The 19,926-nt window shown below is 68.7% G+C and carries 20 protein-coding genes; 7 read left to right on the top strand and 13 right to left on the bottom strand.

Translation table 11 applies throughout. From position 1 onward, the window contains the following. The first annotated feature begins 67 nt into the window (after window positions 1-67). The gene (locus tag ACIO3S_RS14265) at window positions 68-721 is read left to right on the top strand and encodes a lysoplasmalogenase (RefSeq protein WP_400464527.1); all 654 of its coding nucleotides are present in this window, start codon (window positions 68-70) and stop codon (window positions 719-721) included. Here ACIO3S_RS14265 and ACIO3S_RS14270 read toward each other — a convergent pair. The 9 genes from ACIO3S_RS14270 to gcvT form a co-directional block, all read right to left on the bottom strand. Continuing rightward, complete coding sequence (locus ACIO3S_RS14270; protein ID WP_350718289.1) at window positions 718-2,403, bottom strand: ribonuclease J; 1,686 nt, start codon at window positions 2,401-2,403, stop codon at window positions 718-720. The two genes, ACIO3S_RS14265 and ACIO3S_RS14270, sit on opposite strands and share 4 nt — an antisense overlap. 11 nt (window positions 2,404-2,414) lie before the next feature. Further along, the gene (gene dapA, locus ACIO3S_RS14275) at window positions 2,415-3,302 is read right to left on the bottom strand and encodes a 4-hydroxy-tetrahydrodipicolinate synthase (protein WP_400464530.1); all 888 of its coding nucleotides are present in this window, start codon (window positions 3,300-3,302) and stop codon (window positions 2,415-2,417) included. A gap of 16 nt (window positions 3,303-3,318) precedes the next feature. Further along, the gene (locus tag ACIO3S_RS14280; protein WP_400464533.1) at window positions 3,319-4,257 is read right to left on the bottom strand and encodes an LLM class F420-dependent oxidoreductase; all 939 of its coding nucleotides are present in this window, start codon (window positions 4,255-4,257) and stop codon (window positions 3,319-3,321) included. Between the two features lie 27 nt (window positions 4,258-4,284). Further along, complete coding sequence (locus tag ACIO3S_RS14285; RefSeq protein WP_400464536.1) at window positions 4,285-4,905, bottom strand: hypothetical protein; 621 nt, start codon at window positions 4,903-4,905, stop codon at window positions 4,285-4,287. A gap of 183 nt (window positions 4,906-5,088) precedes the next feature. Further along, the gene (locus ACIO3S_RS14290) at window positions 5,089-5,601 is read right to left on the bottom strand and encodes a dihydrofolate reductase (RefSeq protein ID WP_400464539.1); all 513 of its coding nucleotides are present in this window, start codon (window positions 5,599-5,601) and stop codon (window positions 5,089-5,091) included. Next, window positions 5,591-6,385, bottom strand: coding sequence for a thymidylate synthase (locus ACIO3S_RS14295; RefSeq protein WP_400464541.1), 795 nt, complete (start codon window positions 6,383-6,385; stop codon window positions 5,591-5,593). Before ACIO3S_RS14295 ends, ACIO3S_RS14290 begins: the two co-directional genes overlap by 11 nt. A 26-nt stretch (window positions 6,386-6,411) precedes the next feature. Further along, window positions 6,412-7,242: a PhzF family phenazine biosynthesis protein gene (locus ACIO3S_RS14300; RefSeq protein WP_400464544.1), complete on the bottom strand. Its 831-nt coding sequence runs from the start codon at window positions 7,240-7,242 to the stop codon at window positions 6,412-6,414. Window positions 7,243-7,275: 33 nt separating this feature from the next. Continuing rightward, window positions 7,276-7,533 carry a hypothetical protein gene (locus ACIO3S_RS14305; RefSeq protein ID WP_176883497.1) on the bottom strand — a complete coding sequence of 86 codons (258 nt, stop codon included), beginning with the start codon at window positions 7,531-7,533 and terminating at the stop codon, window positions 7,276-7,278. 5 nt (window positions 7,534-7,538) lie between these two features. Further along, window positions 7,539-8,681: a glycine cleavage system aminomethyltransferase GcvT gene (gcvT, locus tag ACIO3S_RS14310; protein WP_400464547.1), complete on the bottom strand. Its 1,143-nt coding sequence runs from the start codon at window positions 8,679-8,681 to the stop codon at window positions 7,539-7,541. A 77-nt stretch (window positions 8,682-8,758) separates the two neighbouring features. Between gcvT and ACIO3S_RS14315 the strand changes: the two genes are divergently transcribed. Both ACIO3S_RS14315 and sucB read left to right on the top strand, forming a co-directional pair. Further along, a complete protein-coding gene (locus ACIO3S_RS14315; protein WP_400464550.1) occupies window positions 8,759-10,300 on the top strand; it encodes a leucyl aminopeptidase in 1,542 nt (513 codons plus the stop codon). Window positions 10,301-10,528: 228 nt separating this feature from the next. After that, entirely contained in the window at window positions 10,529-12,331 is a 1,803-nt protein-coding gene (gene sucB, locus ACIO3S_RS14320) for a 2-oxoglutarate dehydrogenase, E2 component, dihydrolipoamide succinyltransferase (RefSeq protein WP_400464552.1), read from the top strand. A gap of 67 nt (window positions 12,332-12,398) precedes the next feature. On the opposite strand, the gene ACIO3S_RS14325 is transcribed toward sucB, so the two are convergent. Further along, window positions 12,399-13,145 (bottom strand): DUF6612 family protein, encoded by a 747-nt coding sequence (locus ACIO3S_RS14325; RefSeq protein WP_400464555.1) that lies wholly within the window; start codon window positions 13,143-13,145, stop codon window positions 12,399-12,401. Window positions 13,146-13,332: 187 nt separating this feature from the next. Between ACIO3S_RS14325 and lipB the strand changes: the two genes are divergently transcribed. The 3 genes from lipB (at window position 13,333) to ACIO3S_RS14340 (ending at window position 15,840) form a co-directional block, all read left to right on the top strand. Next, the gene (lipB, locus tag ACIO3S_RS14330) at window positions 13,333-14,070 is read left to right on the top strand and encodes a lipoyl(octanoyl) transferase LipB (protein WP_160022406.1); all 738 of its coding nucleotides are present in this window, start codon (window positions 13,333-13,335) and stop codon (window positions 14,068-14,070) included. Between the two features lie 81 nt (window positions 14,071-14,151). Then, window positions 14,152-15,099 carry a lipoyl synthase gene (lipA, locus tag ACIO3S_RS14335; RefSeq protein ID WP_141794074.1) on the top strand — a complete coding sequence of 316 codons (948 nt, stop codon included), beginning with the start codon at window positions 14,152-14,154 and terminating at the stop codon, window positions 15,097-15,099. Between the two features lie 30 nt (window positions 15,100-15,129). Beyond that, window positions 15,130-15,840 carry a DUF4191 domain-containing protein gene (locus ACIO3S_RS14340; RefSeq protein ID WP_350718309.1) on the top strand — a complete coding sequence of 237 codons (711 nt, stop codon included), beginning with the start codon at window positions 15,130-15,132 and terminating at the stop codon, window positions 15,838-15,840. Between the two features lie 3 nt (window positions 15,841-15,843). Here the strand turns inward: ACIO3S_RS14340 and ACIO3S_RS14345 are convergent, their stop codons facing one another. The 3 genes from ACIO3S_RS14345 to ACIO3S_RS14355 form a co-directional block, all read right to left on the bottom strand. Beyond that, window positions 15,844-16,683, bottom strand: coding sequence for a class I SAM-dependent methyltransferase (locus tag ACIO3S_RS14345; protein ID WP_400464560.1), 840 nt, complete (start codon window positions 16,681-16,683; stop codon window positions 15,844-15,846). An 88-nt stretch (window positions 16,684-16,771) separates the two neighbouring features. Further along, on the bottom strand, window positions 16,772-17,554 hold the full coding sequence (locus ACIO3S_RS14350) for a DUF6612 family protein (protein WP_400464563.1): 783 nt from the start codon (window positions 17,552-17,554) through the stop codon (window positions 16,772-16,774). A 64-nt stretch (window positions 17,555-17,618) separates the two neighbouring features. Beyond that, window positions 17,619-18,092 (bottom strand): RDD family protein, encoded by a 474-nt coding sequence (locus ACIO3S_RS14355; RefSeq protein WP_400464566.1) that lies wholly within the window; start codon window positions 18,090-18,092, stop codon window positions 17,619-17,621. Window positions 18,093-18,304: 212 nt separating this feature from the next. Here ACIO3S_RS14355 and glnA point away from each other — a divergent pair, with 212 nt between their 5' ends. After that, complete coding sequence (gene glnA / locus ACIO3S_RS14360) at window positions 18,305-19,726, top strand: type I glutamate--ammonia ligase (RefSeq protein WP_160022394.1); 1,422 nt, start codon at window positions 18,305-18,307, stop codon at window positions 19,724-19,726. Window positions 19,727-19,926: the final 200 nt, after the last annotated feature.

Here is a 19,926-nt window from a genome sequence, read left to right on the forward strand (position 1 = left end):
GTATTTGACCGAGCGGCCTGGCTCCGGGACCCCATGGGGGTGTGTTGCATCGGTGTAGTTTGCCGCCATGCAGAGCCTCGCAGTCCTCATCGCCCTTCTCACCGCCGCCGATGCCGTGGCGGACTGGATCTGCGTGTGGTTCGGCTGGCGGCGGATCCACTACGTCACCAAGCCCCTGGTGATGGTGGGGCTGATGGTGTTGGTGGGGCTCGTCAGCGACGGCGAGCCGGCAGCGTGGTGGCTCATCGTCGCGCTCTTCTTCGGGATGCTCGGCGACATCTCGATGATCGGGGCCTCCACCCGGCGCTTCCTCGGCGGAGTGGCGTTCTTCTTCGTCGGCCATCTGGCGTACGCCGTGACCTTCCTCGCCCTCGGTCTGGAGACCCCCGCGTGGTCCTGGGCCGGAGTCGTGGTCGCGGTCGTGCTGGCGATCCCGATGGGCCGGGTGCTCGGGGGCGCCCGTCAGATGGGCGGTGTGCCGACGGCTGCGGCCCTGGCCGCGTACTCGCTGGTGATCGCCACCATGCTCGTGCTCGGCTGGATGACCGGGAGCGTGTGGATCGCCGTGGGCGCGCTGATCTTCGTCGTCAGCGACACCCTGATCGGGATCAACCTCGCCGAGCACGGCAACGAGCCGCCGCGCCTGACCAACGTGCAGATCATGGTGACCTATCACGTCGGCCAGGCGCTGATCACGGCTGGCGTGCTGCTGGCGCTCTAGGCTTCGATGACGACCGGGACGATCATCGGGCGGCGACGGTGGGTGCTGGAGACCCAGCGCCCGAACGTACGCCGGATGGCCTGCTGCAGCTGGTAGGTGTCGGTCGCACCCTCCGAGATGGCCCGGTTGACCGCCTTGACGATCGGCTGCTTGATCGGCTCGAAGGCATTGTCCGGCCACACGTGGCCGCGGGCGTGGATCTCGGGGCCGCTGGCGACGGTGCCGTTGACCGAGTCGACCACGACGATGATGGAGACGAAGCCCTCCTCGGAGAGGATGCGGCGGTCCTTGAGCTCGGACTCGGTGACGTCGCCGACGGTGGTGCCGTCGACGAAGACGTAGCCGCACTCGACCTTGCCCGCGATCTCGGCCTTGCCGTCGATGAGGTCGACGACGACGCCGTCCTCGGCGTAGACGACGCTCTCAACGCCGGTCTGGCGGGCCAGGTCGCCGTTGGCGAGCAGGTGGCGCACCTCGCCGTGGACGGGCATCACGTTGCGCGGGCGGACGATGTTGTAGCAGTAGAGCAGCTCGCCGGCGCTGGCGTGGCCGGAGACGTGCACCAGGGCGTTGCCCTTGTGGACCACGTTGGCGCCGAGGCGGGCGAGGCCGTTGATCACCCGGTAGACCGAGTTCTCGTTGCCCGGGATCAGACTCGAGGCGAGCAGGACGGTGTCGCCCGGCTCGATGTGGACGAAGTTGTGGGTGCCGTTCGCGATCCGCGACAGCGCCGACATCGGCTCGCCCTGCGAGCCGGTCGAGACCATGACGACCCGCTCCGGCGGCAGCTCGGCGAGCTCCTTGGCGTCGACGATGACGTCCTCGGGCACGTGCAGGTAGCCCAGGTCGGAGGCGATCTGCATGTTGCGGACCATCGAGCGACCGACGTACGCCACCTTGCGGCCGTGTGCGACGGCGCTGTCGAGCACCTGCTGGACGCGGTGCACGTGGGAGGCGAAGCAGGCCACGATGATGCGCTGGTCGGACTCGCGGAAGACCTGCTCGATCGCGGGCGCGATCTTCTTCTCGGCGGTCGTGAAGCCGGGGACCTCGGCGTTGGTGGAGTCGGTGAGGAACAGGTCCACCCCCTCCTCGCCGAGCCGGGCGAACGCGCGCAGGTCGGTGATCCGGCCGTCCAGCGGCAGCTGGTCCATCTTGAAGTCGCCGGTGTGCAGCACGAGGCCGGCGCCGGTGCGGATCGCGACCGCGAGCGCGTCCGGGATGGAGTGGTTGACCGCGACGAACTCGAGCTCGAACGGCCCGAAGGAGATCGTGTCGCCCTCGCGTACCTTGTGCTGGACCGTCTCGCGCAGGCGGTGCTCGCGCAGCTTGGAGCCGAGCAGGGCCAGGGTCAGCTCGGAGCCGACCAGCGGGATGTTCTGACGCTCGCGGAGCAGGTAGGGCGTCGCGCCGATGTGGTCCTCGTGACCGTGGGTCAGGACCAGCGCCTCGATGTCGCCGAGGCGGTCACGGATCGGGCCGAAGTCGGGCAGGATCAGGTCGACGCCGGGCTGCTGCTCCTCGGGGAAGAGCACACCGCAGTCGACGATCAGCAGCCGGCCGTCGTATTCGAAGACGGTCATGTTGCGGCCGACCTCGCCGAGGCCGCCGAGAGGGGTGACCCGCAGGCCGCCCTTGGGGAGCTTGCCGGGTTCGGTCAGCTCCGGGTGTGGGTGAGACAAAGGCGTTCCTTCTAGAGAAGGCCAGAGGCCTCCAGCCCGGCTCGCAGCGCCTCGACCTCGTCGCTGTCGAGAGCCACCAGGGGCCCTCGTACGTTGCGGTTGTCGATCACGCCGGTCAGCTCGAGAGCGGCCTTGGCAGTGGTGGCTCCGTAGTTCGGGACGCCCATGATGGCGTCGATCGCGGGGAGCATCCGCGCATAAGTCTTGCGGGCGGTCTCGATGTCGCTCGCCGCGAAGGCGTCGATCATCGTCCGCGTCTGGTCGCCGAGCACGTGGGCGGCGACGCTGATCACGCCGACGGCGCCGTGCGCCAGCCAGGCGAGGGTGAGCGCGTCGTCACCGGAGTAGATCGAGTAGCCGAGGTCGAGCAGCCTGGTGCCGCGCGGGAAGTCGCCGGCGGCCTCCTTGACCGCGACGACGGTGTCACAAGTGATCGCCTCGCGGTAGGTGTCGAGGGTGATCGGGGAGCCGGTGCGGCCGGGGACGTCGTAGAGGATGACCGGGGTGTCGGTCGCCGAGACAACGGTGCGGAAATGCTCGCGGATGCCGCGCTCGCCCGGCTTGTTGTAGTAGGGCGTCACCAGCAGCAGGCCGTCGGCGCCGACCGACGCCGCCTGCTTGGCGAGCTCGACGGTGGTGCGGGTGTCGTTGGTGCCGATTCCGGCCACGATCTTGGCGCGGTCGCCGACGGCGTCCTTGACCGCGGCCAGGATCTCGCCGTCCTCGGCCGGAGTGGTGGTCGGCGATTCGCCGGTGGTGCCGGAGACGACGATGCCGTCGTGGCCGTGATCGACCAGGTGCTTGGCGACTTTCTGGGTCTGCTCCAGGTCGACCGAGCCATCGTCGTTGAACATCGTGACGAGTGCGGAGAGCACGGTGCCGAAGGGAGCATCAGTCATGGCGTACAGACTATCGTCAGACGCGCTGCATGGCCTCGTCGGCTACGAGTGCGAGATGGTCGAGATCGCTCAGGTCGAGCACCTGGAGGTAGATGCGGGTCGCGCCGGCGTCCTCGAACCGCTTGATCTTGGCGGCCACCTCGTCCGGGGTGCCTGCCAGACCGTTCTCACGCAGCTCGGCGGGCTCGCGGCCGATCGCCTGCGCCCGGCGGGCGATCTCGTCCTCGTCGCGGCCGACGCAGAGCACCTGGGCGGCGGAGTAGATGATCGAGTCGTCCCGGCCCGCCGCCTCGACGAAGCGCCCGACGTTCTCGAACAGCGCCTGGGATTCCTCGACGGAGACGAACGCGGCGTTGAACTCGTCGGCGAAGGTCGCGGCCAGCGTCGGCGTACGCTTCTTGCCGCCACCGCCCACGATCACCGGGATCGAGCCGGCGTGGCCACGGGTCTGGATCGGCTTCGGCAGGCCCGGGCTCTCCTTGATCGTGTAGTGCTTCCCGTTGAAGTCGAAGGTCTCTCCCGGCTCGGTCGCCCACAGCCCGGTGATGATCTCGAGCTGCTCCTCCAGCCGGTCGAACCGCTCCCCCAGGGCCGGGAACGGGATCCCGTACGCCTCGTGCTCCTGCTCGAACCAGCCCGCTCCCAGGCCGAGCTCGACCCGGCCCTCGGACATGTCGTCGACGTTGGCAGCCTGGATGGCCAGCACACCCGGGAGGCGGAAGGTCGCCGAGGTGACCAGGGTGCCGAGCCGGATCGTGCTCGTGTCGCGGGCCAGGCCGGCGAGCGTCGTCCACGCGTCGCTCGGTCCGGGCAGTCCGTCGACCGAGCCCATCTTCAGGTAGTGGTCGGAGCGGAAGAACGCCCCGAACCCCAGCTCCTCGGCCTTCTTGGCGACAGCGAGGATGTCGGCGTAGGACGCCCCCTGCTGGGGCTCGGTGAAGATGCGCAGCTCCATGCCGTTTACCTTAGAGGGGCGAGGCACCTACTCGCGCGTCAGGGAGCGAAGGCGGGCTGTGGAGCTCAGCTCACGGCGCTCTCGTTCGGCCATGACCTGCGCCTGGTAGTGGGCACTCAGCGGATCGGCTCGCGGCGCTGTCGTCACGGGCGCTCCCCACATCGTCCAGGTCGGCCCGTTCTCGATCGGGAGCCAGGTGTTGGTGAAGTCCGCCGCCCAGTCCCCTGGCGGTTCGAGCCGCAAGTCTGATCGCTCGAGGCCGACGAGGTCGGCGGTGAAGACCGCCCAGGCCCCGAGCGTCGCCACGAGCGGAAGGGGCTTGCGGGCGGCGATCTGGAAGGCCGTCAGTAGGGGCAGGTGCCAGTCTCCTGCCACCACGGTGGCCTGCTCCTCCCATGTCGCCTTCAGGTCGAGAGGTCGCTGGCGCCCGATCCGCGCGATGAACGGTCGCCACCGGTCGAGCACCTCGTCGCTGCACCTCGGCCGCGCGAGCAGCTCCTCGAACCGTTCGTTCTCGTAGAAGTACGCCGACCCGACCCGGTGCCGCGGACCGGCCAGCCCCGCGCGCAGCACCCGCTTCGCCTGGGCCTCGCCCAACAGGTGCACGTCGGCGAGCCGGAGCACGGCCTCGGTCGTAGTGATCCACATACGCCGAACGTACGTGCGAGCACCGACATCGATGATCCGACCGGATCGGCCGGGTCGCAGCAACAACCCGCGATGGGGCGACTATGACTCAGGATCCGAGCTTGTGAAGCCTTCACAAGCTCGGATCCTCAGTCATAGCGGGCGAGATCGCACTGCCCTGCCGCTAGTCGAGGCGCTTGCGCATCAAGACGTCGTCGATGCCCGGAGCTCGACACGACTGAGAAAGACCCGGTCGTACGCCTCGTGGGGCTCACGCTTCGTCTCGACCCATTCCGTCTCGTCGAAGTCCGGGTAGAGGACGTCGCCCTCCGGGGTCAGGTGGACCCGGGTGATGACCTGCTCGGTGGCGTACGCGAAGGCGGCCGCATAGACCTGCGCGCCCCCTGCGATGACGATGTCGCCCTGCTCCGCTGCGGCCAGGGCGAGAGCGGAGTCGATGTCGTGGGCGACCAGGACACCGTCGTACGCCCAGTTCTCGTCGGTGGTCAGGACGACCGTCGTGCGGCCCGGGAGGGGGCGGCCGATGGACTCGAAGGTGGTGCGGCCCATGACGAGCGTGTGGCCCATCGTGATCGCCTTGAACTCGGCCTGCTCGCCGGGGATCTTCCAGGGGATGTCGGGACCGTTGCCGATGACGCCGTTGTCGGCGACGGCGGCGACCATCACGACGCGCCCCGAACCGGCCTCAGACGGCAACGGGAGCCTTGATGGCGGGGGCGGGGTCGTAGCCCTCCAGCGTGATGTCCTCGAGCTCGAACGCGTCGATGTCCTTGACGTCCGGGTTGAGCCGCAGCGTCGGCAGCGGCCTGGGCTCGCGGGTGAGCTGGAGGCGGGCCTGCTCGAGGTGGTTGCTGTAGAGGTGGGCGTCGCCGAGCGTGTGCACGAAGTCACCGACCTCGAGCCCGGTCACGTGAGCGACCATGTGGGCCAGCAGGGCGTAGGAGGCGATGTTGAACGGCACCCCCAGGAACACATCAGCGGAGCGCTGGTAGAGCTGCAGGCTCAGCTTGCCGTCGGCGACGTAGAACTGGCACAGCGTGTGGCATGGCGGCAGCGCCATGTCGTCGATGTCGGCCGGGTTCCAGGCGCTGATGACGTGGCGGCGGCTGTCGGGGTCAGTGCGGATCTGGTCGATGATCTTGGCGATCTGGTCGACGTGGCGCCCGTCGGGAGTCGGCCAGGAGCGCCACTGGTAGCCGTAGACCGGGCCCAGGTCGCCGTTCTCGTCGGCCCACTCGTCCCAGATCGTGATGCCGCGCTCCTGGAGCCAGCGCACGTTGGTGTCGCCGCGCAGGAACCAGAGCAGCTCGCCGAAGACCGAGCGGGTGTGGACCTTCTTCGTCGTCAGCAGCGGGAAACCCTGGCTGAGGTCGTAGCGGGTCTGGTGACCGAAGACGCTGATCGTGCCCGTCCCGGTGCGGTCGGACTTCTCCACGCCCTCGTCGAGGATGCGGGTCAACAGGTCGAGGTAGGACTGCACGGCCCCAGCCTAGGTCAGAGCTCGGCTCAGAGCTCGACCGTCCCTCGGATGGTGGTCAGCGTGTCTCCGCCCACCCACACCTGGTCCTCGATCCGCTCGACGTGCACACGCCCCCGCCGCTTCATGACGGTCCCCTGAGAGGCGACGTATGCCTCCGGTAGCTCCGACCCGGCGAGCCACTGCCCCAGCGCGGCGTTGAGCGACCCGGTGACCGGGTCCTCGAAGGCGACGCCGTCGGCCGGGAAGTACGCCCGGACCTCGACCGCGCACTCGCTGCCCTCGGGGTAGCGCCCGACGAGGCCGACCTTGTGACTCCCCAGAGCGGCGTGGTCGGGCGTCACGGCCAATACGGCCTCCGCATCGGCGAGCATCACCCCGACCCAGCCCGGCCCGTTGTCGCACCACCGCGCGCCCTGGATGTCGTCCCGAGAGATCTGCAGCCCCTTCGCGATGGCTCCCAGCGTCTCCTCGTCGACCTCGCCGCCCCGGATCAGCTCAGGCGCAGCGAAGGCGATCCGCTCCTCACGGCGCAGCTCGACCAGACCGACGCCGCACTCCTGCACCAGGCTGGCGCCCTTCGGCTTCCCGCCCGCCTCCAGCCAGGCGTGCGCCGACCCGAGCGTCGGGTGGCCCGCGAACGGCAGCTCGCCGCTGACCGTGAAGATCCGCAGCCGGTAGTCGGCAGCCGGGTCCGTCGGCGTCAGCAGGAACGTGGTCTCGGACAGGTTGGTCCACCGCGCGAAGGCAGCCATCTGCTCGTCGGTGAGGTCGTCGGCGCCGTGCACGACGGCGACCGGGTTGCCCAGCAGCGGCTCGTTGGTGAAGACGTCGACCTGGCGGAACTCGTAGGCAGTCACGCGCGAGAGCCTAGCCATGGCCGGAGAGAAGCCTCAGGCGGTCAGCTTCATCGGACCGTAGACCTGCCGGTCGTGCTCGAAGAGCACCACCGCGGCCACGCCCGCGTCCAAGAGGTCCTGCCAGACCTCGCCCACCCACGACTCGGCGTCGCTCTGGTTGGCGAAGCGCTGGCCGGCGAGGTCGCCGTCGACCGACACCTCGGCGCCCGAGGCGTCGACGAGCTGCCACCACCACGGCCGGTCGGCCGCCGACGGCTGCTTGAAGACGGAGGGGACGTCGGGAATGCTCACGTTGCTCACCCCTCCCGCACGTGCGAGGGGACGAAAGGCGGCTTGGTGAGCTGGAAGATCTCGCGGCGGCCGCGTACGTCGATGCCGATCTCGGCCTCCGGGTTGACCGTGGTCGAGACGAGCACCAGGCCGACGCCCTTCTTCAGCGTGGGCGAGAAGGTGCCGGAGGTGACCTCGCCGACCGGCACGTCGGCGGTCAGGGACGCGGTCATGTGTGGGCGTGGGATGCCTCGTCCGACGGCGACGATGCCGCGCAGGACGCGCTCCGGGCCGGCCTCCTTCTCGGCGACCAGCTTGTCGCGGCCCCAGAAGGCATCCTTCTTCCAGCCGACGGCCCAGCCGAGGCCGGCCTCGTTGGGAGTGACGTCCAGGGCGATGTCCTGGCCGTGGAGCGGGTAGCCCATCTCCGTACGCAGGGTGTCGCGGGCGCCGAGGCCGCACGGCACCGCGCCGAGCTCCTCGCCCCGGGACAGCAGCGCTTCCCAGAGCGCGGCGGTGGCCTCGTTGGCGACGATCAGCTCGTAGCCGCGCTCACCCGAGTAGCCGGAGCGGCAGACGACCACGCCGATCTCGTCACCGAGTACGTCGGGAGCGGCCGCCTCCACGAAGGACATGTACTCGTGACCGGCCGGCAGCCCGACCGCCTCGAGCAGCTCGTCGGACTTGGGCCCCTGGACGGCGAGCACCGCGTAGTCGCGGTGGTGATCGGCGAGGTTGATCCCCTCGGGCGCGGCCTCCTGGAGCCGACGCACGACCTCCGGGGTGTTGGCGGCGTTGGGAACGATCAGGACGTGCTCGTCGTCGCGGTAGTAGGCGATCAGGTCGTCGACGATGCCGCCGGTCTCCTCGTCGCAGCACAGCGTGTACTGGGCCTTGCCCGGCTTGATCCGGTTGAGGTCATTGGTGAAGGACTCGTTGACGAAGTCGGCCGCACCCGGCCCGCTGATCATGACCTTGCCCAAGTGGCTGACGTCGAAGACCCCGACTGCCTCACGGACCGCCGTGTGCTCCTTGATGACGCCGGAATACTCCAGCGGCATCGACCAGCCGCCGAACTCACCGAACTTCGCGCCGAGCCCGACGTGGTTTTCGTGCAGAGGGGACTGGAGCAGCTCCGACCCGCCCCCCGTGGAGGTCTCTTCAGCCATACCGCGAACTTATCGCACCAGGCCGACACTCCCCGGTCGGCGCCCCCTCCGGGCGCGCCACACCTAGACTGCACGGCGTGACCCTGCCTGACATCACCTACACGCTGCGTACCGCCTCCCCTGCCAAGACCCGTGCCGAGGCGGTCGTCGTCGGCATCGGCCAGGGCGCGAAGGCTGTCGAGGCGACCGCCGGCGCGGAGGATGTCAAGGCCGCCTACGGTCGCCGGTGGCGCGGGATGCTCGCCACCCTCGGTGTCAGTGGCAAGGCCGGTGAGGTCACTCGCCTCCCGGCCGGGAGCGAGATCGGCGCCCAGCTCCTCGTGCTGGTCGGGCTCGGCAAAGCCAGGGCGGACGGCACCTACTCGGCCGATGCCGTACGCCGCGCCGCCGGCGCCGCCGCTCGCTCGGTCCCCAACGCGACCTCCGTCGCCGTGTCCCTTCCCTCCGACACCCCCGAACTGGTGCGTGCCGTCACCGAGGGCTACGTCCTCGGCGGCTACACCTACACGACGTATAAATCGAGCGCAGCCAAGTCGAACGGCGGCAAGTCGGGCGGGGACAGCAACGGGCCGAGCGATGTCGCGATCCTGAGCGCGATCGCGCGGCGTACGGACGCGGTCACCGCCTTCGAGGAGGCGCAGGTCCTCGCCCAGGCGGTCGCCGGCACCCGCGAGTGGGTCAACATCCCGCCGGCCGACCTCACTCCCCCGGCGTTCGCCGACGCCATCGCGCACGTGGCCGAGCTGGTCGAGGGCGTCGAGACGACCGTGTATGACGAGAAGCAGCTCGCCGAGCTCGGCTGCGGCGGAATCCTCGCGGTGGGCATGGGCTCGGCGGCCAAGCCGCGTCTGGTCGAGCTCACCTACTCCCCCGACGACGCGCGCGGCCACATCGCGCTGGTCGGCAAGGGAATCACCTTCGACTCCGGCGGCCTCACCATCAAGCCGGGCAGCTCGATGTCCACGATGAAGTCGGACATGGCCGGTGCTGCCGCGGTGGCCCAGGCGACCTTCGCGATCGCCCGCCTCGGGCTGCCGGTGAAGGTCTCCGCGTTCGTGCCGATGGCGGAGAACATGGTCTCCGGCTCGTCCTACCGCCCCGGTGACGTGGTCACCCACTATGGCGGCACGACCGTCGAGGTCTCCAACATGGACGCCGAAGGCCGGATGATCCTCGCCGACGCCCTGGTGCGGGCCACCGAGGTCTCGCCGGACCTGATCATCGACGTCGCCACCCTCACCGGTCACATGGTGATGGCGCTGGGTGACCGGGTCAGCGGCGTACTCGGCTCCGAGGACGTCGTCGACCGTGTTCTCGCCGCCGCCGACGTCGCCGGCGAGCAGATGTGGCCGATGCCCATCCCGGAATGGATGGACGAGCGAATCCGTTCTTCCAAGGTGGCCGACCTCAACCAGCACGACTGGATCCGCTGGGGCGGTGGGCTGTACGCCGCCGCCTTCCTGCGCGAGTTCACCGGCGGTCTCCCCTGGGCCCATCTCGACATCGCCGGACCCTCTTTCAACAGTGGTGGCGCCTCGGGCCATCTCACTCCCGGAGGTACGGGTGTGGCGGTGGCAACACTGGTGGACTACGTACGCGAGATGGCTACCGATCAGTAGTGGTCCGGTTGACACAGCGCTGCGGGGGTAGTGACAAGATGGGCTCCGTGATCGACGCCCTTGGCCGCCCGTCTGGCGGCATCATGAGTGCGTCGGGCAGGTGTCGACCCAGACCGATGCGCCTTTCTCTCACGGAGTCTCCTCGCCGAGCCCTCGGGCTCGGTCGTGGCGACGCGCGTGTCCGGACATACAAGTAGAGCAACGAACAGACGTAGAACGAAGGAACCCATGGCCACCGAAGTAACTCTCCCGGCACTCGGCGAGTCCGTCACCGAGGGCACCGTCACCCGCTGGCTCAAGCAGGTCGGCGACACGGTTGCGGTCGACGAGGCCCTGCTGGAGGTCTCCACCGACAAGGTCGACACCGAGATCCCCTCGCCGGTCGCCGGCACCGTACTCGAGATCAAGGCGTCCGAGGACGACACCGTCGAGGTCGGTGGCCTGCTCGCCATCATCGGCGCTGCCGACGAGGCCGGCGCCGATGACGCTCCCGCGGAGCCCGCCGCGCCCGCGGCCGAGCCCGAGGCCGCCGCCCCCGCCGCCGAGCCCGAGGCTCCGGCCGCTCCGGCCGCTCCCGCCGAGCCCGCCGCGCCTGCCGCTCCGGCGCCCGCCGCCGGCGGCAACGCCACCGAGGTTGCTCTCCCCGCGCTGGGCGAGTCGGTCACCGAGGGCACCGTCACCCGCTGGCTCAAGCAGGTCGGCGACACGGTCGCCGTCGACGACGCGCTGCTCGAGGTCTCCACCGACAAGGTCGACACCGAGATCCCCTCGCCGGTCGCCGGCACCCTGCTCGAGATCAAGGTCGCCGAGGACGAGACCGTCGAGGTCGGCGCCGTGCTCGCGCTCGTCGGTGACGCCGGCGCCGCTCCGGCTGCCGAGCCCGCGCCCGCCGCCCCGGCCCCGGAGCCCGCCCCGGAGCCCGAGCCGGCTCCTGCCCCGGAGCCCGCACCCGCTCCGGCCGCCGCCGCACCCGCTCCGGCCGCCGCCGCACCCGCTCCGGCTCCTGCCGCCCCGGCTCCGGCCGCGCCCGCCCCCGCGGCTCCTGCTCCCGCGGCCCCGGCTCACGCGGCGCCGTCCACCGACGGTTCCCCGGCCATTCAGCCCGGCGGCTACGTGACCCCGCTCGTACGCAAGCTCGCCGCCCAGCACAACGTCGACCTCGACACTGTCCAGGGTTCGGGCGTCGGTGGCCGCATCCGCAAGGAGGACATCCTCCAGGCGGCCGCCGCGAAGTCGGCTCCGGCCGCTGCCCCGGCAGCCGCCGCTCCGGCGGCCTCGGCTGCTCCGGCCGCCTCCGCCGCCCCCGCGGCCCCGTCGCCGCTGCGTGGCACCACCGAGAAGATCTCGCGTCTGCGCAAGGTGATCGCCGAGCGGATGACCGAGTCGCTGCACACCGCGGCGCAGCTGACCCAGGTCATGGAGGTCGATGTCACCAACATCGCCCGCCTCCGTGAGGCCAACAAGGCCGGGTTCCTGCAGCGCGAGGGCGTCAAGCTGACCTACCTGCCGTTCTTCGCCAAGGCCGCGATCGACGCGCTCAAGGTGCACCCGAAGCTCAACGCCGGGATCGACATCGAGGCCGGCACGGTCACCTACTACGACCGCGAGAACATCGCCTTCGCCGTCGACACCGAGAAGGGTCTGCTGACCCCCGTCGTCAAGGACGCGGGCGACCTCTCGATCGCCGGCATCGCGAAGAAGATCGCGGACGTCGCCGACCGCACGCGCAACAACAAGATCACCCCGGACGAGCTCTCCGGCGGCACCTTCACGATCACCAACCTGGGTTCGTTCGGTGCGCTCTTCGACACCCCGATCATCAACCAGCCGCAGGTCGCGATCCTCGGCCCGGGTGCTGTCGTGAAGCGTCCGGTCGTCATCGACGACCCGGACCTCGGCGAGACGATCGCGGTGCGCTACATGGTCAACGTCGCGCTGACCTACGACCACCGCTTGGTCGACGGCGCCGACGCCGGCCGCTTCCTCCTGGACGTCAAGAAGCGCCTCGAGGCAGCTCAGTTCGAGCTCTGAGCCGGTAAGCAACGAGCGGCGCGGTCCCCACGGGGGCCGCGCCGCTCGTCATCTCACCGGGTGACGGCTACAGGTCCATGTCGGACATGTCGGTGATCTTGCCGCTCGGCTTCTCGATGGTCACGGGCTCGCCGTGAGCGGACAGGTCGAAGACGATGTTCCCGGAGTCCCCGCCATCCATCCTCATGCGCACCAGCCGACCCTCGGAGTCGACGTTGACATCGACGGTCGAGCCCTCCGCTCCGAAGTCCGACTCGCCCGCATCGAACGTGTAGTGAGCGGTGTCGACACCATCGATCGTCGCCTGCCCGACGTACGTCGTGGTGTCCGCAGAGATCGCGTGGGTGACAGAGTCCAGGAAGAGGTTGGGCGACGGCATCATCGCCGACATCACGGTGGCGAACCCGCCCATCACCCATTCGCCATCCATGCTGGCGTACGCGGTGTCGTCGAGAGTGACGAACTCGACCGTGCTCGGTCCGTCGTCGCCACTGATCTCGCCCTTCACGTGGAAGGCCATCGGGTCCTGCTGATAGTCGCCTTCGCCGGTTCCGGCGATCTTCTCGCCCTCCTCGACGGCATTGATCTCCATGTCGACGTGGACTGTCGACATGGATGCGGCGGCCGCTTTCACGACGTTCATGGCCTCTGACGCCGACAGCGTGGTGCCGGGCTCGATCGAAGGTGCGGCATCGGCCGCGGAAGCCGTGTCTTTCGCGTCGCTGCCGGTCTCACCACATGCCGCAACGGTGCAGGTCGCGGTCAGGGCAAGGACGGCCGCCGCGAGGCGGCGACGGTTCTGGGTGGTACGCACGTCTGGGTGCCTTTCAAGACTGATCCGAAGACCGATCGCTCCCGAGCGCGGCCAGTCGAAACACGCGCATTCTGCGCACAGCCTCTTTACCTCCGCCGGGATATCGCCAAACCGTTATCCCGCCGATCCGGCGCTCACCGTTCCGGGCACTGCCCGTCCGGCTCGGCCCGGGGCGTACGATCTCGGTGTGACTGAGCTGCGCTTCGTTGAGGTCGGGACGATCGACTACCTGGACGCCTGGGAGCTGCAGAAGCAGATCCATCAGCGCGTGGTCGACCGCGAAGAGCCCGACACGGTGCTGCTGCTCGACCACCCGCCGACCTACACCGCCGGGAAGCGTACGAAGCCGGAGGACCGGCCCGCTGATCCCGGCGGCGCCCCGGTGATCGACGTCGACCGCGGCGGCGAGGTGACCTTCCACGGCCCCGGCCAGATCGTCGCCTACCCGATCGTGCGGCTGCCGGAGAAGGTCAAGGTCGTCGACTTCGTACGCCGTCTGGAGCAGGCGATGATCCGCACCTGCGCCGAGTTCGGCGTCACCGCCTACCGCGTCCCGGGCCGCAGCGGGGTGTGGCTGCCCGCGGGCGAGACCCCTGACGGCGTACGCCGCCTGGAGCGCAAGGTCGGAGCGATCGGGCTGCGGGTCAGCCAGCACGTGACTATGCACGGCATCGCGCTCAACTGCGACGTCGACCTGGGCTGGTACGAGCGGTTCGTGCCGTGCGGTATCTCCGACGCCGGGGTCACCACCCTCTCGATCGAAGCCGGGCGGCAGATCGGCAACGCCGAGGCGATGCCCGTGCTCCACGCGCAGATCGCGGAGATGCTCTCCTGGCGCGACTACGAGCAGGGCCCGAGCCTCGAGGCCAAGCCCGACCCCGCGAAGACCCCACGGGTTCCGCTGCTCTCCCCCAGCCTGGGCTGAGCGGATCGGCAACGGCCGGTGTGACCGACCAGTAGCCGCCTGCCTTCGAGGTTCCACCACCACGCGGCGTACCCTTGTGGGGTGACTCAAGCTCCTGCCCCAGAAGGTCGCAAGCTCCTCCGTCTCGAGGTCCGCAACGCGCAGACTCCGATCGAACGCAAACCGGAGTGGATCAAGACGAAAGCGAAGATGGGGCCCGAATACAAGGAGCTCACCGCGCTGGTGAAGTCCGAGGGCCTGCACACGGTGTGCCAGGAGGCCGGCTGCCCCAACATCTTCGAGTGCTGGGAGGACCGCGAGGCCACCTTCCTCATCGGTGGCGACCAGTGCACCCGGCGCTGTGACTTCTGCCAGATCGACACCGGTAAGCCGACCGACCTCGACCGTGACGAGCCCCGCCGCGTGGCCGAGTCCGTGCAGACCATGGGCCTGAAGTACGCCACCATCACCGGCGTCGCCCGTGACGACCTCGCCGACGGCGGTGCCTGGCTCTACGCCGAGACCGTCAAGCAGATCCACGAGCTCAACCCCGAGACCGGCGTCGAGAACCTCATCCCCGACTTCAACGGCATCCCCGAGCTCCTCAACGAGGTCTTCGAGTCCCGCCCCGAGGTCCTGGCGCACAACGTCGAGACCGTCCCGCGGATCTTCAAGCGGATCCGTCCCGCGTTCCGCTACGAGCGCAGCCTCGACGTGATCACCCAGGCCCGCGACTTCGGCCTGGTCACCAAGTCCAACCTGATCCTCGGCATGGGCGAGACCCGCGAAGAGGTCTCCGAGGCGCTGCGCGACCTGCACGCGGCCGGCTGCGAGCTGATCACGATCACGCAGTACCTGCGCCCGAGCGTGCGTCACCACCCCGTCGAGCGCTGGGTCAAGCCCGAGGAGTTCATCGAGCTCCAGGCCGAGGCCGAGGAGATCGGCTTCTCCGGCGTCATGTCCGGTCCGCTCGTTCGTTCGTCCTACCGCGCCGGTCGGCTGTACCGTCAGGCGATCGAGGCGCGCGACGCCTCCTCCGTGGCTTCCTGAGTCCCTGCGTACGAGAACTGAAAGAGGAAGATGTCCCAGACCGACCCGAGCACCATGAGTCGCCGCCAGCAGATGGTGGAGACCTACAAGCTCACCAAGCAGTCAGACCCCAAGATCGGCCTCATCCTCGGCTCGATCTTCGTGGTCGTCGCCGCGGTCGCCGGCGTGATCTTCTGGTTCCTGCCCGGCGAGGGCATCTTCTCCTGGATCTTCACGATCGTCGGCGCCCTGCTGGCCGGCCTTCTCGCCGCGATGGTGGTCTTCTCGCGGCGCGCGCAGAAGGTAATGTACGCCCGGCTCGAGGGCCAGGTCGGTGGCGGCTACGCCGCCCTCACCATGCTCCGCCGAGGCTGGACCGTCACCCAGGCGGTCGGCGTCGAGCCGCGCAGCCAGACGCTGGTCCACCGCGTGGTCGGTCCTCCGGGAGTCGTCCTCGTCGGCGAGGGCAACAGCCCGAGCAAGGTCCGCTCGCTGCTGGCCAGCACCAAGCGCACCCACGCCCGCGTCCTGTCCGAGGTGCCGATCACGACCGTCGTCGCCGGCAACGGTGAGGACGAGGTGCCGCTGCCTCAGCTGACCAAGCACGTCACCAAGATCGGCCGCAACGTCTCCGGCCCCGAGATCACCGACATCCTCAACCGCCTCAAGGCCGTCGACGCGACCCGCGGCACCATGCCGATCCCGAAGGGCCCCGTCCCGACCTCGATGAAGGGCATGCGCGGCAACCTCCGCGGCCGCTGACCGTCACAGCCGGCGTGCCCGGATCGCGTAGAGAAGCGGGATCCGGGGCGCCTGCTCGGGCAGCCTGAACCAGCCATCCTCCCCCGCCACCATGGACGGGAAGCGAGGCCACGGCAGCCGCTCGTCCTCGCGGACGACCTCGATCCGCAGACCCGCGCCGGCGAGGGCGGTGACGACCTCGCCGACCCCGTGGCGCCACTCGTACGCCGTCGTAGCAGTGCTCAGCGCCGGCCCGTCGGTGTAGGTGTGGGTCGAGTCCTTCACGATCGCGCCCCTTCCCGAGAGGTAGTCGTGGCGCAGCTCGAGCGAGTCCTCCCGACCGGGCTCCGGCACCTCACCGAGGGCGTCGAGGAGCGGGTGGAACTCGGCCAGATAGAGGAACCCGCCGGGCCTGAGCAGATCGTGGACGACCCGTGCCCACAGGTCGATGTCGGGCAGATAGCAGACCGCGCCCTTGCCGGTGTAGACGACATCGAACCGGCCGGCGCCCAGCACCTCGACGGCGTCGTGGACGTCGGCCTCGTGGTAGTCGACGGCCAGGCCGCGCTCGGCGGCGATCCGGCGCGCCGCGGCCACTGCCTCGGCCGAGATGTCCAGGCCGTACGTCACCGCTCCCCGCTGCGCGAACGCCACCGTCTCGGTGCCGAGATGACACTGCAGATGCACGACCTCGCGACCGGTGAGCTCGCCGAGGTCGCTCCACTCGTAGTCGGCGAACCACGACTCCGCGGGCCGCGACCCGTCGATGCCGTAGAAGGCGCTGGCGAGGTGGATCGGCGTACGCGCGTCCCAGTTGGCCCGGTTGGCCTCGATCTGCCGGGTGATTTCGGGGTCGAGAGTCATGCGAGCACGGTCCCACGAATACTGTGCCCCGAAAACGACAAAGGGCCGGCCCCGTTCGGGACCGGCCCTGCTGCCTACGAACTGGCTGTCAGCCGGCCATGCTCGGCATGTCGGTGACCTGGTCCGCCGGCGGCGCCTCGATGGTCACGTCCTCGCCGTGCTTGGACAGGAGCATCTCGACGGTGCCCGTCTCGCCCATGCCGACCTCGGCCTTGCGGAGCAGGCCGTCCGCGTCGACCCAGATGTCCTGGTCGATCGTCTTGGGCATGCCCTTGGTGCTGTCGGCACCGAGGCTCTCGGCGAGCCCGGCGGAGTCGACGGTGAAGCTGTAGTGCTTGGTGTCGGTGCCGTCGACCTTCTCCTCGCCCTCGAACTTGGAGGACTTGATCGACTCCTCCATGCCGTCGAAGAACGCGAGCGGGTTGCTCATCGACTCCAGGCTGGTCCCGCCCATCTTGGCGAGATCGTCGGTGCTCGCGGTCACCCACGAGTCGCCCATCATGCCCTTGATGTAGATCTTCTCGTCGACAAGGATCGTCTCCAGATCCATGTTCATCGAGCCACCACTCATCTTCATGGTGGAGTGCTGCGCCGGCGGCTCCTTCTGGATGTCGCCCTCGCCGGTCATCGAGACCGTCTGACCCGACGCCTTCGCGTCCATCTTGGTGGTGAAGTGGGCGGTGTCGATGTCGGTCGCCTTCTTCATCACCTCGGTCATCTCCTCGGCCGAGACCGAGTCACCCTCGCTGGCGCCGCCGGCCCCACCACCGCCACCGCAGGCCACCAGGCCCGAGAGCGATACGGCCAGCACGCCTGCCACAGCGGCGCGGCGCCAGAGGCCACGTGGCCCGAGAGTACGGTTGAGCGTCATTGAGCTTCCCTTCGTGTTTGCCGCTGCTTGCGGCTGACCTGTCAAACTTACCCTCGGAAGCTGCTCAACCAAGCCGGCGAAACACGTGTCGATAGGTCTGAAGCGTGACGGTCGCCGTACCTGCCGCCAGATCGTGGAGTCCGCGCCGATCAGGACGGAAGACCAGCGGCGGTACGACGAGGACGACCAGGATCTGACGGGCGATGCTCCGCAGCGGATCGAGCGGGCGTACGTCCGGCTCACCGGTCGTCACCCGCACCGTACGCAGCCGGGTGACCAGCTTGCCGAAGGAGCCTCCGCCGAGCGTGGTGAAGACCGCCGTCTGCACGATGAAGACGACCAGGATCCACAGGTTGTCGGTCGGCCGCGGGTCGACACCGGCGAGCAGCGACCCGAACGGCAGCGCCCGTACGCCGAGGAAGACCGACGCCACCAGCGACGACGCGAGCCAGTCGATAAAGAGTGCCAGGACGCGCCTGCCCCAGCTCGCGGTGTCATAAGGCAGAGTGGGCGTCGCAGGAGTGGCGGAACTGGTCACGTCGTAAGCGTAGGCGGCAACGTCTTGAGGGGTGAGATCCGGGATGGTTGCCGATCAAATCACACAACCTGTTACACGCCTGAAACATTTGCGACACTCCTGCGCAACCGTCCCTTCGTAATTTGCGTGGCACGGTCGGATCCATGAGGGTCCGGCCTCGATCGCGAGAGACCTATCTGGCTCTTCCCGCCCGGGTGAGCCAAGGAGGATTGATGTTCAGCACTGACGACGAGCTCTTGAAGTTCATCTCTGACGAGGGGGTCGAGTTCGTCGACATCCGTTTCGTCGACCTGCCTGGCGTCCAGCAGCACTTCACGGTGCCGGTGTCGTCGTTCAACCTGGAGCCGATGGCCTTCGACGGTTCGTCGATCCGTGGTTTCCAGACGATCAACGAGTCCGACATGGCGCTCTACCCGGACGTCACGACTGCGTACATCGACCCGTTCCGCGCCGCGAAGACCCTCGCGCTGATGTACTTCGTGCACGACCCGATCACCGGGGAGGCCTACTCTCGCGACCCGCGCAACATCGCGCGCAAGGCCCTGGCGTACCTCGCCTCGACCGGCATCGGTGACACCGCGTTCTTCGCCCCCGAGGCGGAGTTCTTCATCTTCGACAAGGTCGCCTACAACACCTCCGAGGGCGAGTCGTTCTACAAGATCGACTCCGTCGAGGCCTGGTGGAACTCGGGTGCCGACAAGAACCCCGACGGCTCGGACAACCTGGGCTACAAGACCCGCTACAAGGGCGGCTACTTCCCGGTCTCCCCCACCGACCACTTCGCCGACCTGCGCGACACGATGGTCAAGAACCTCGAGGCCTCCGGCCTGCTCGTCGAGCGCGCCCACCACGAGGTCGGCACCGCCGGCCAGGCCGAGATCAACTACAAGTTCGACACCCTGCTCAAGGCTGCCGACGATGTCATGAAGTTCAAGTACATCGTCAAGAACACCGCCTGGGAGGCCGGCAAGACGGTCACCTTCATGCCGAAGCCCGTCTTCGGTGACAACGGCTCGGGCATGCACGTCCACCAGTCGATCTGGAACGCCGGCGAGCCGCTGTTCTACGACGAGACCGGCTACGGCGGCCTCTCCGACATGGCCCGCTGGTACATCGGCGGCATCCTGAAGCACGCCCCGTCGGTGCTGGCGTTCACCAACCCGACCGTGAACTCCTTCCACCGCCTGGTCCCGGGCTTCGAGGCTCCGATCTCGCTGGTCTACTCCTCGCGCAACCGCTCCGCCGCGGTCCGCATCCCGATCACCGGCACCAACCCGAAGGCCAAGCGCGTCGAGACCCGGTTCCCGGACCCGTCCTCGAACCCGTACCTCGCCTTCTCGGCCCTGCTCCTCGCCGGCATCGACGGTATCCAGAACAAGATCGAGCCGCCCGCTCCGATCGACAAGGACATCTACGAGCTGCCGCCGGACGAGATGGCCGAGATCAACCAGGTGCCGACCTCCCTCGGTGCCGTCCTGTCGGCTCTGGAGAGCGACCACGACTTCCTCACCGTGGGCGACGTCTTCACCCCCGACCTGATCGAGACCTGGATCGACTACAAGACCAACGACGAGATCCTCCCGATCCAGCTCCGCCCGCACCCGCACGAGTTCGAGCTCTACTACGACATCTGAGCACCAACCGCCTGTTGACCTGCTGGTTTAGGTAGTCCCTCCTTCCGCAGTCCGCACGTGGTCCGCACGAGCCGTCATCGCCAGTCGATGGCGGCTCGTGTGCTCGGCGGAATCAATCGGTCGAGGCAACGCTGAGTGAGGGAGTGTTGTCATGCCGAAGGTGTTTGCGGCTGAGGTCCGAATCCGGGTGGTGGATCTGA

Source organism: Nocardioides sp. NPDC087217, assembly GCF_044744805.1.
GTDB lineage: Bacteria > Actinomycetota > Actinomycetes > Propionibacteriales > Nocardioidaceae > Nocardioides.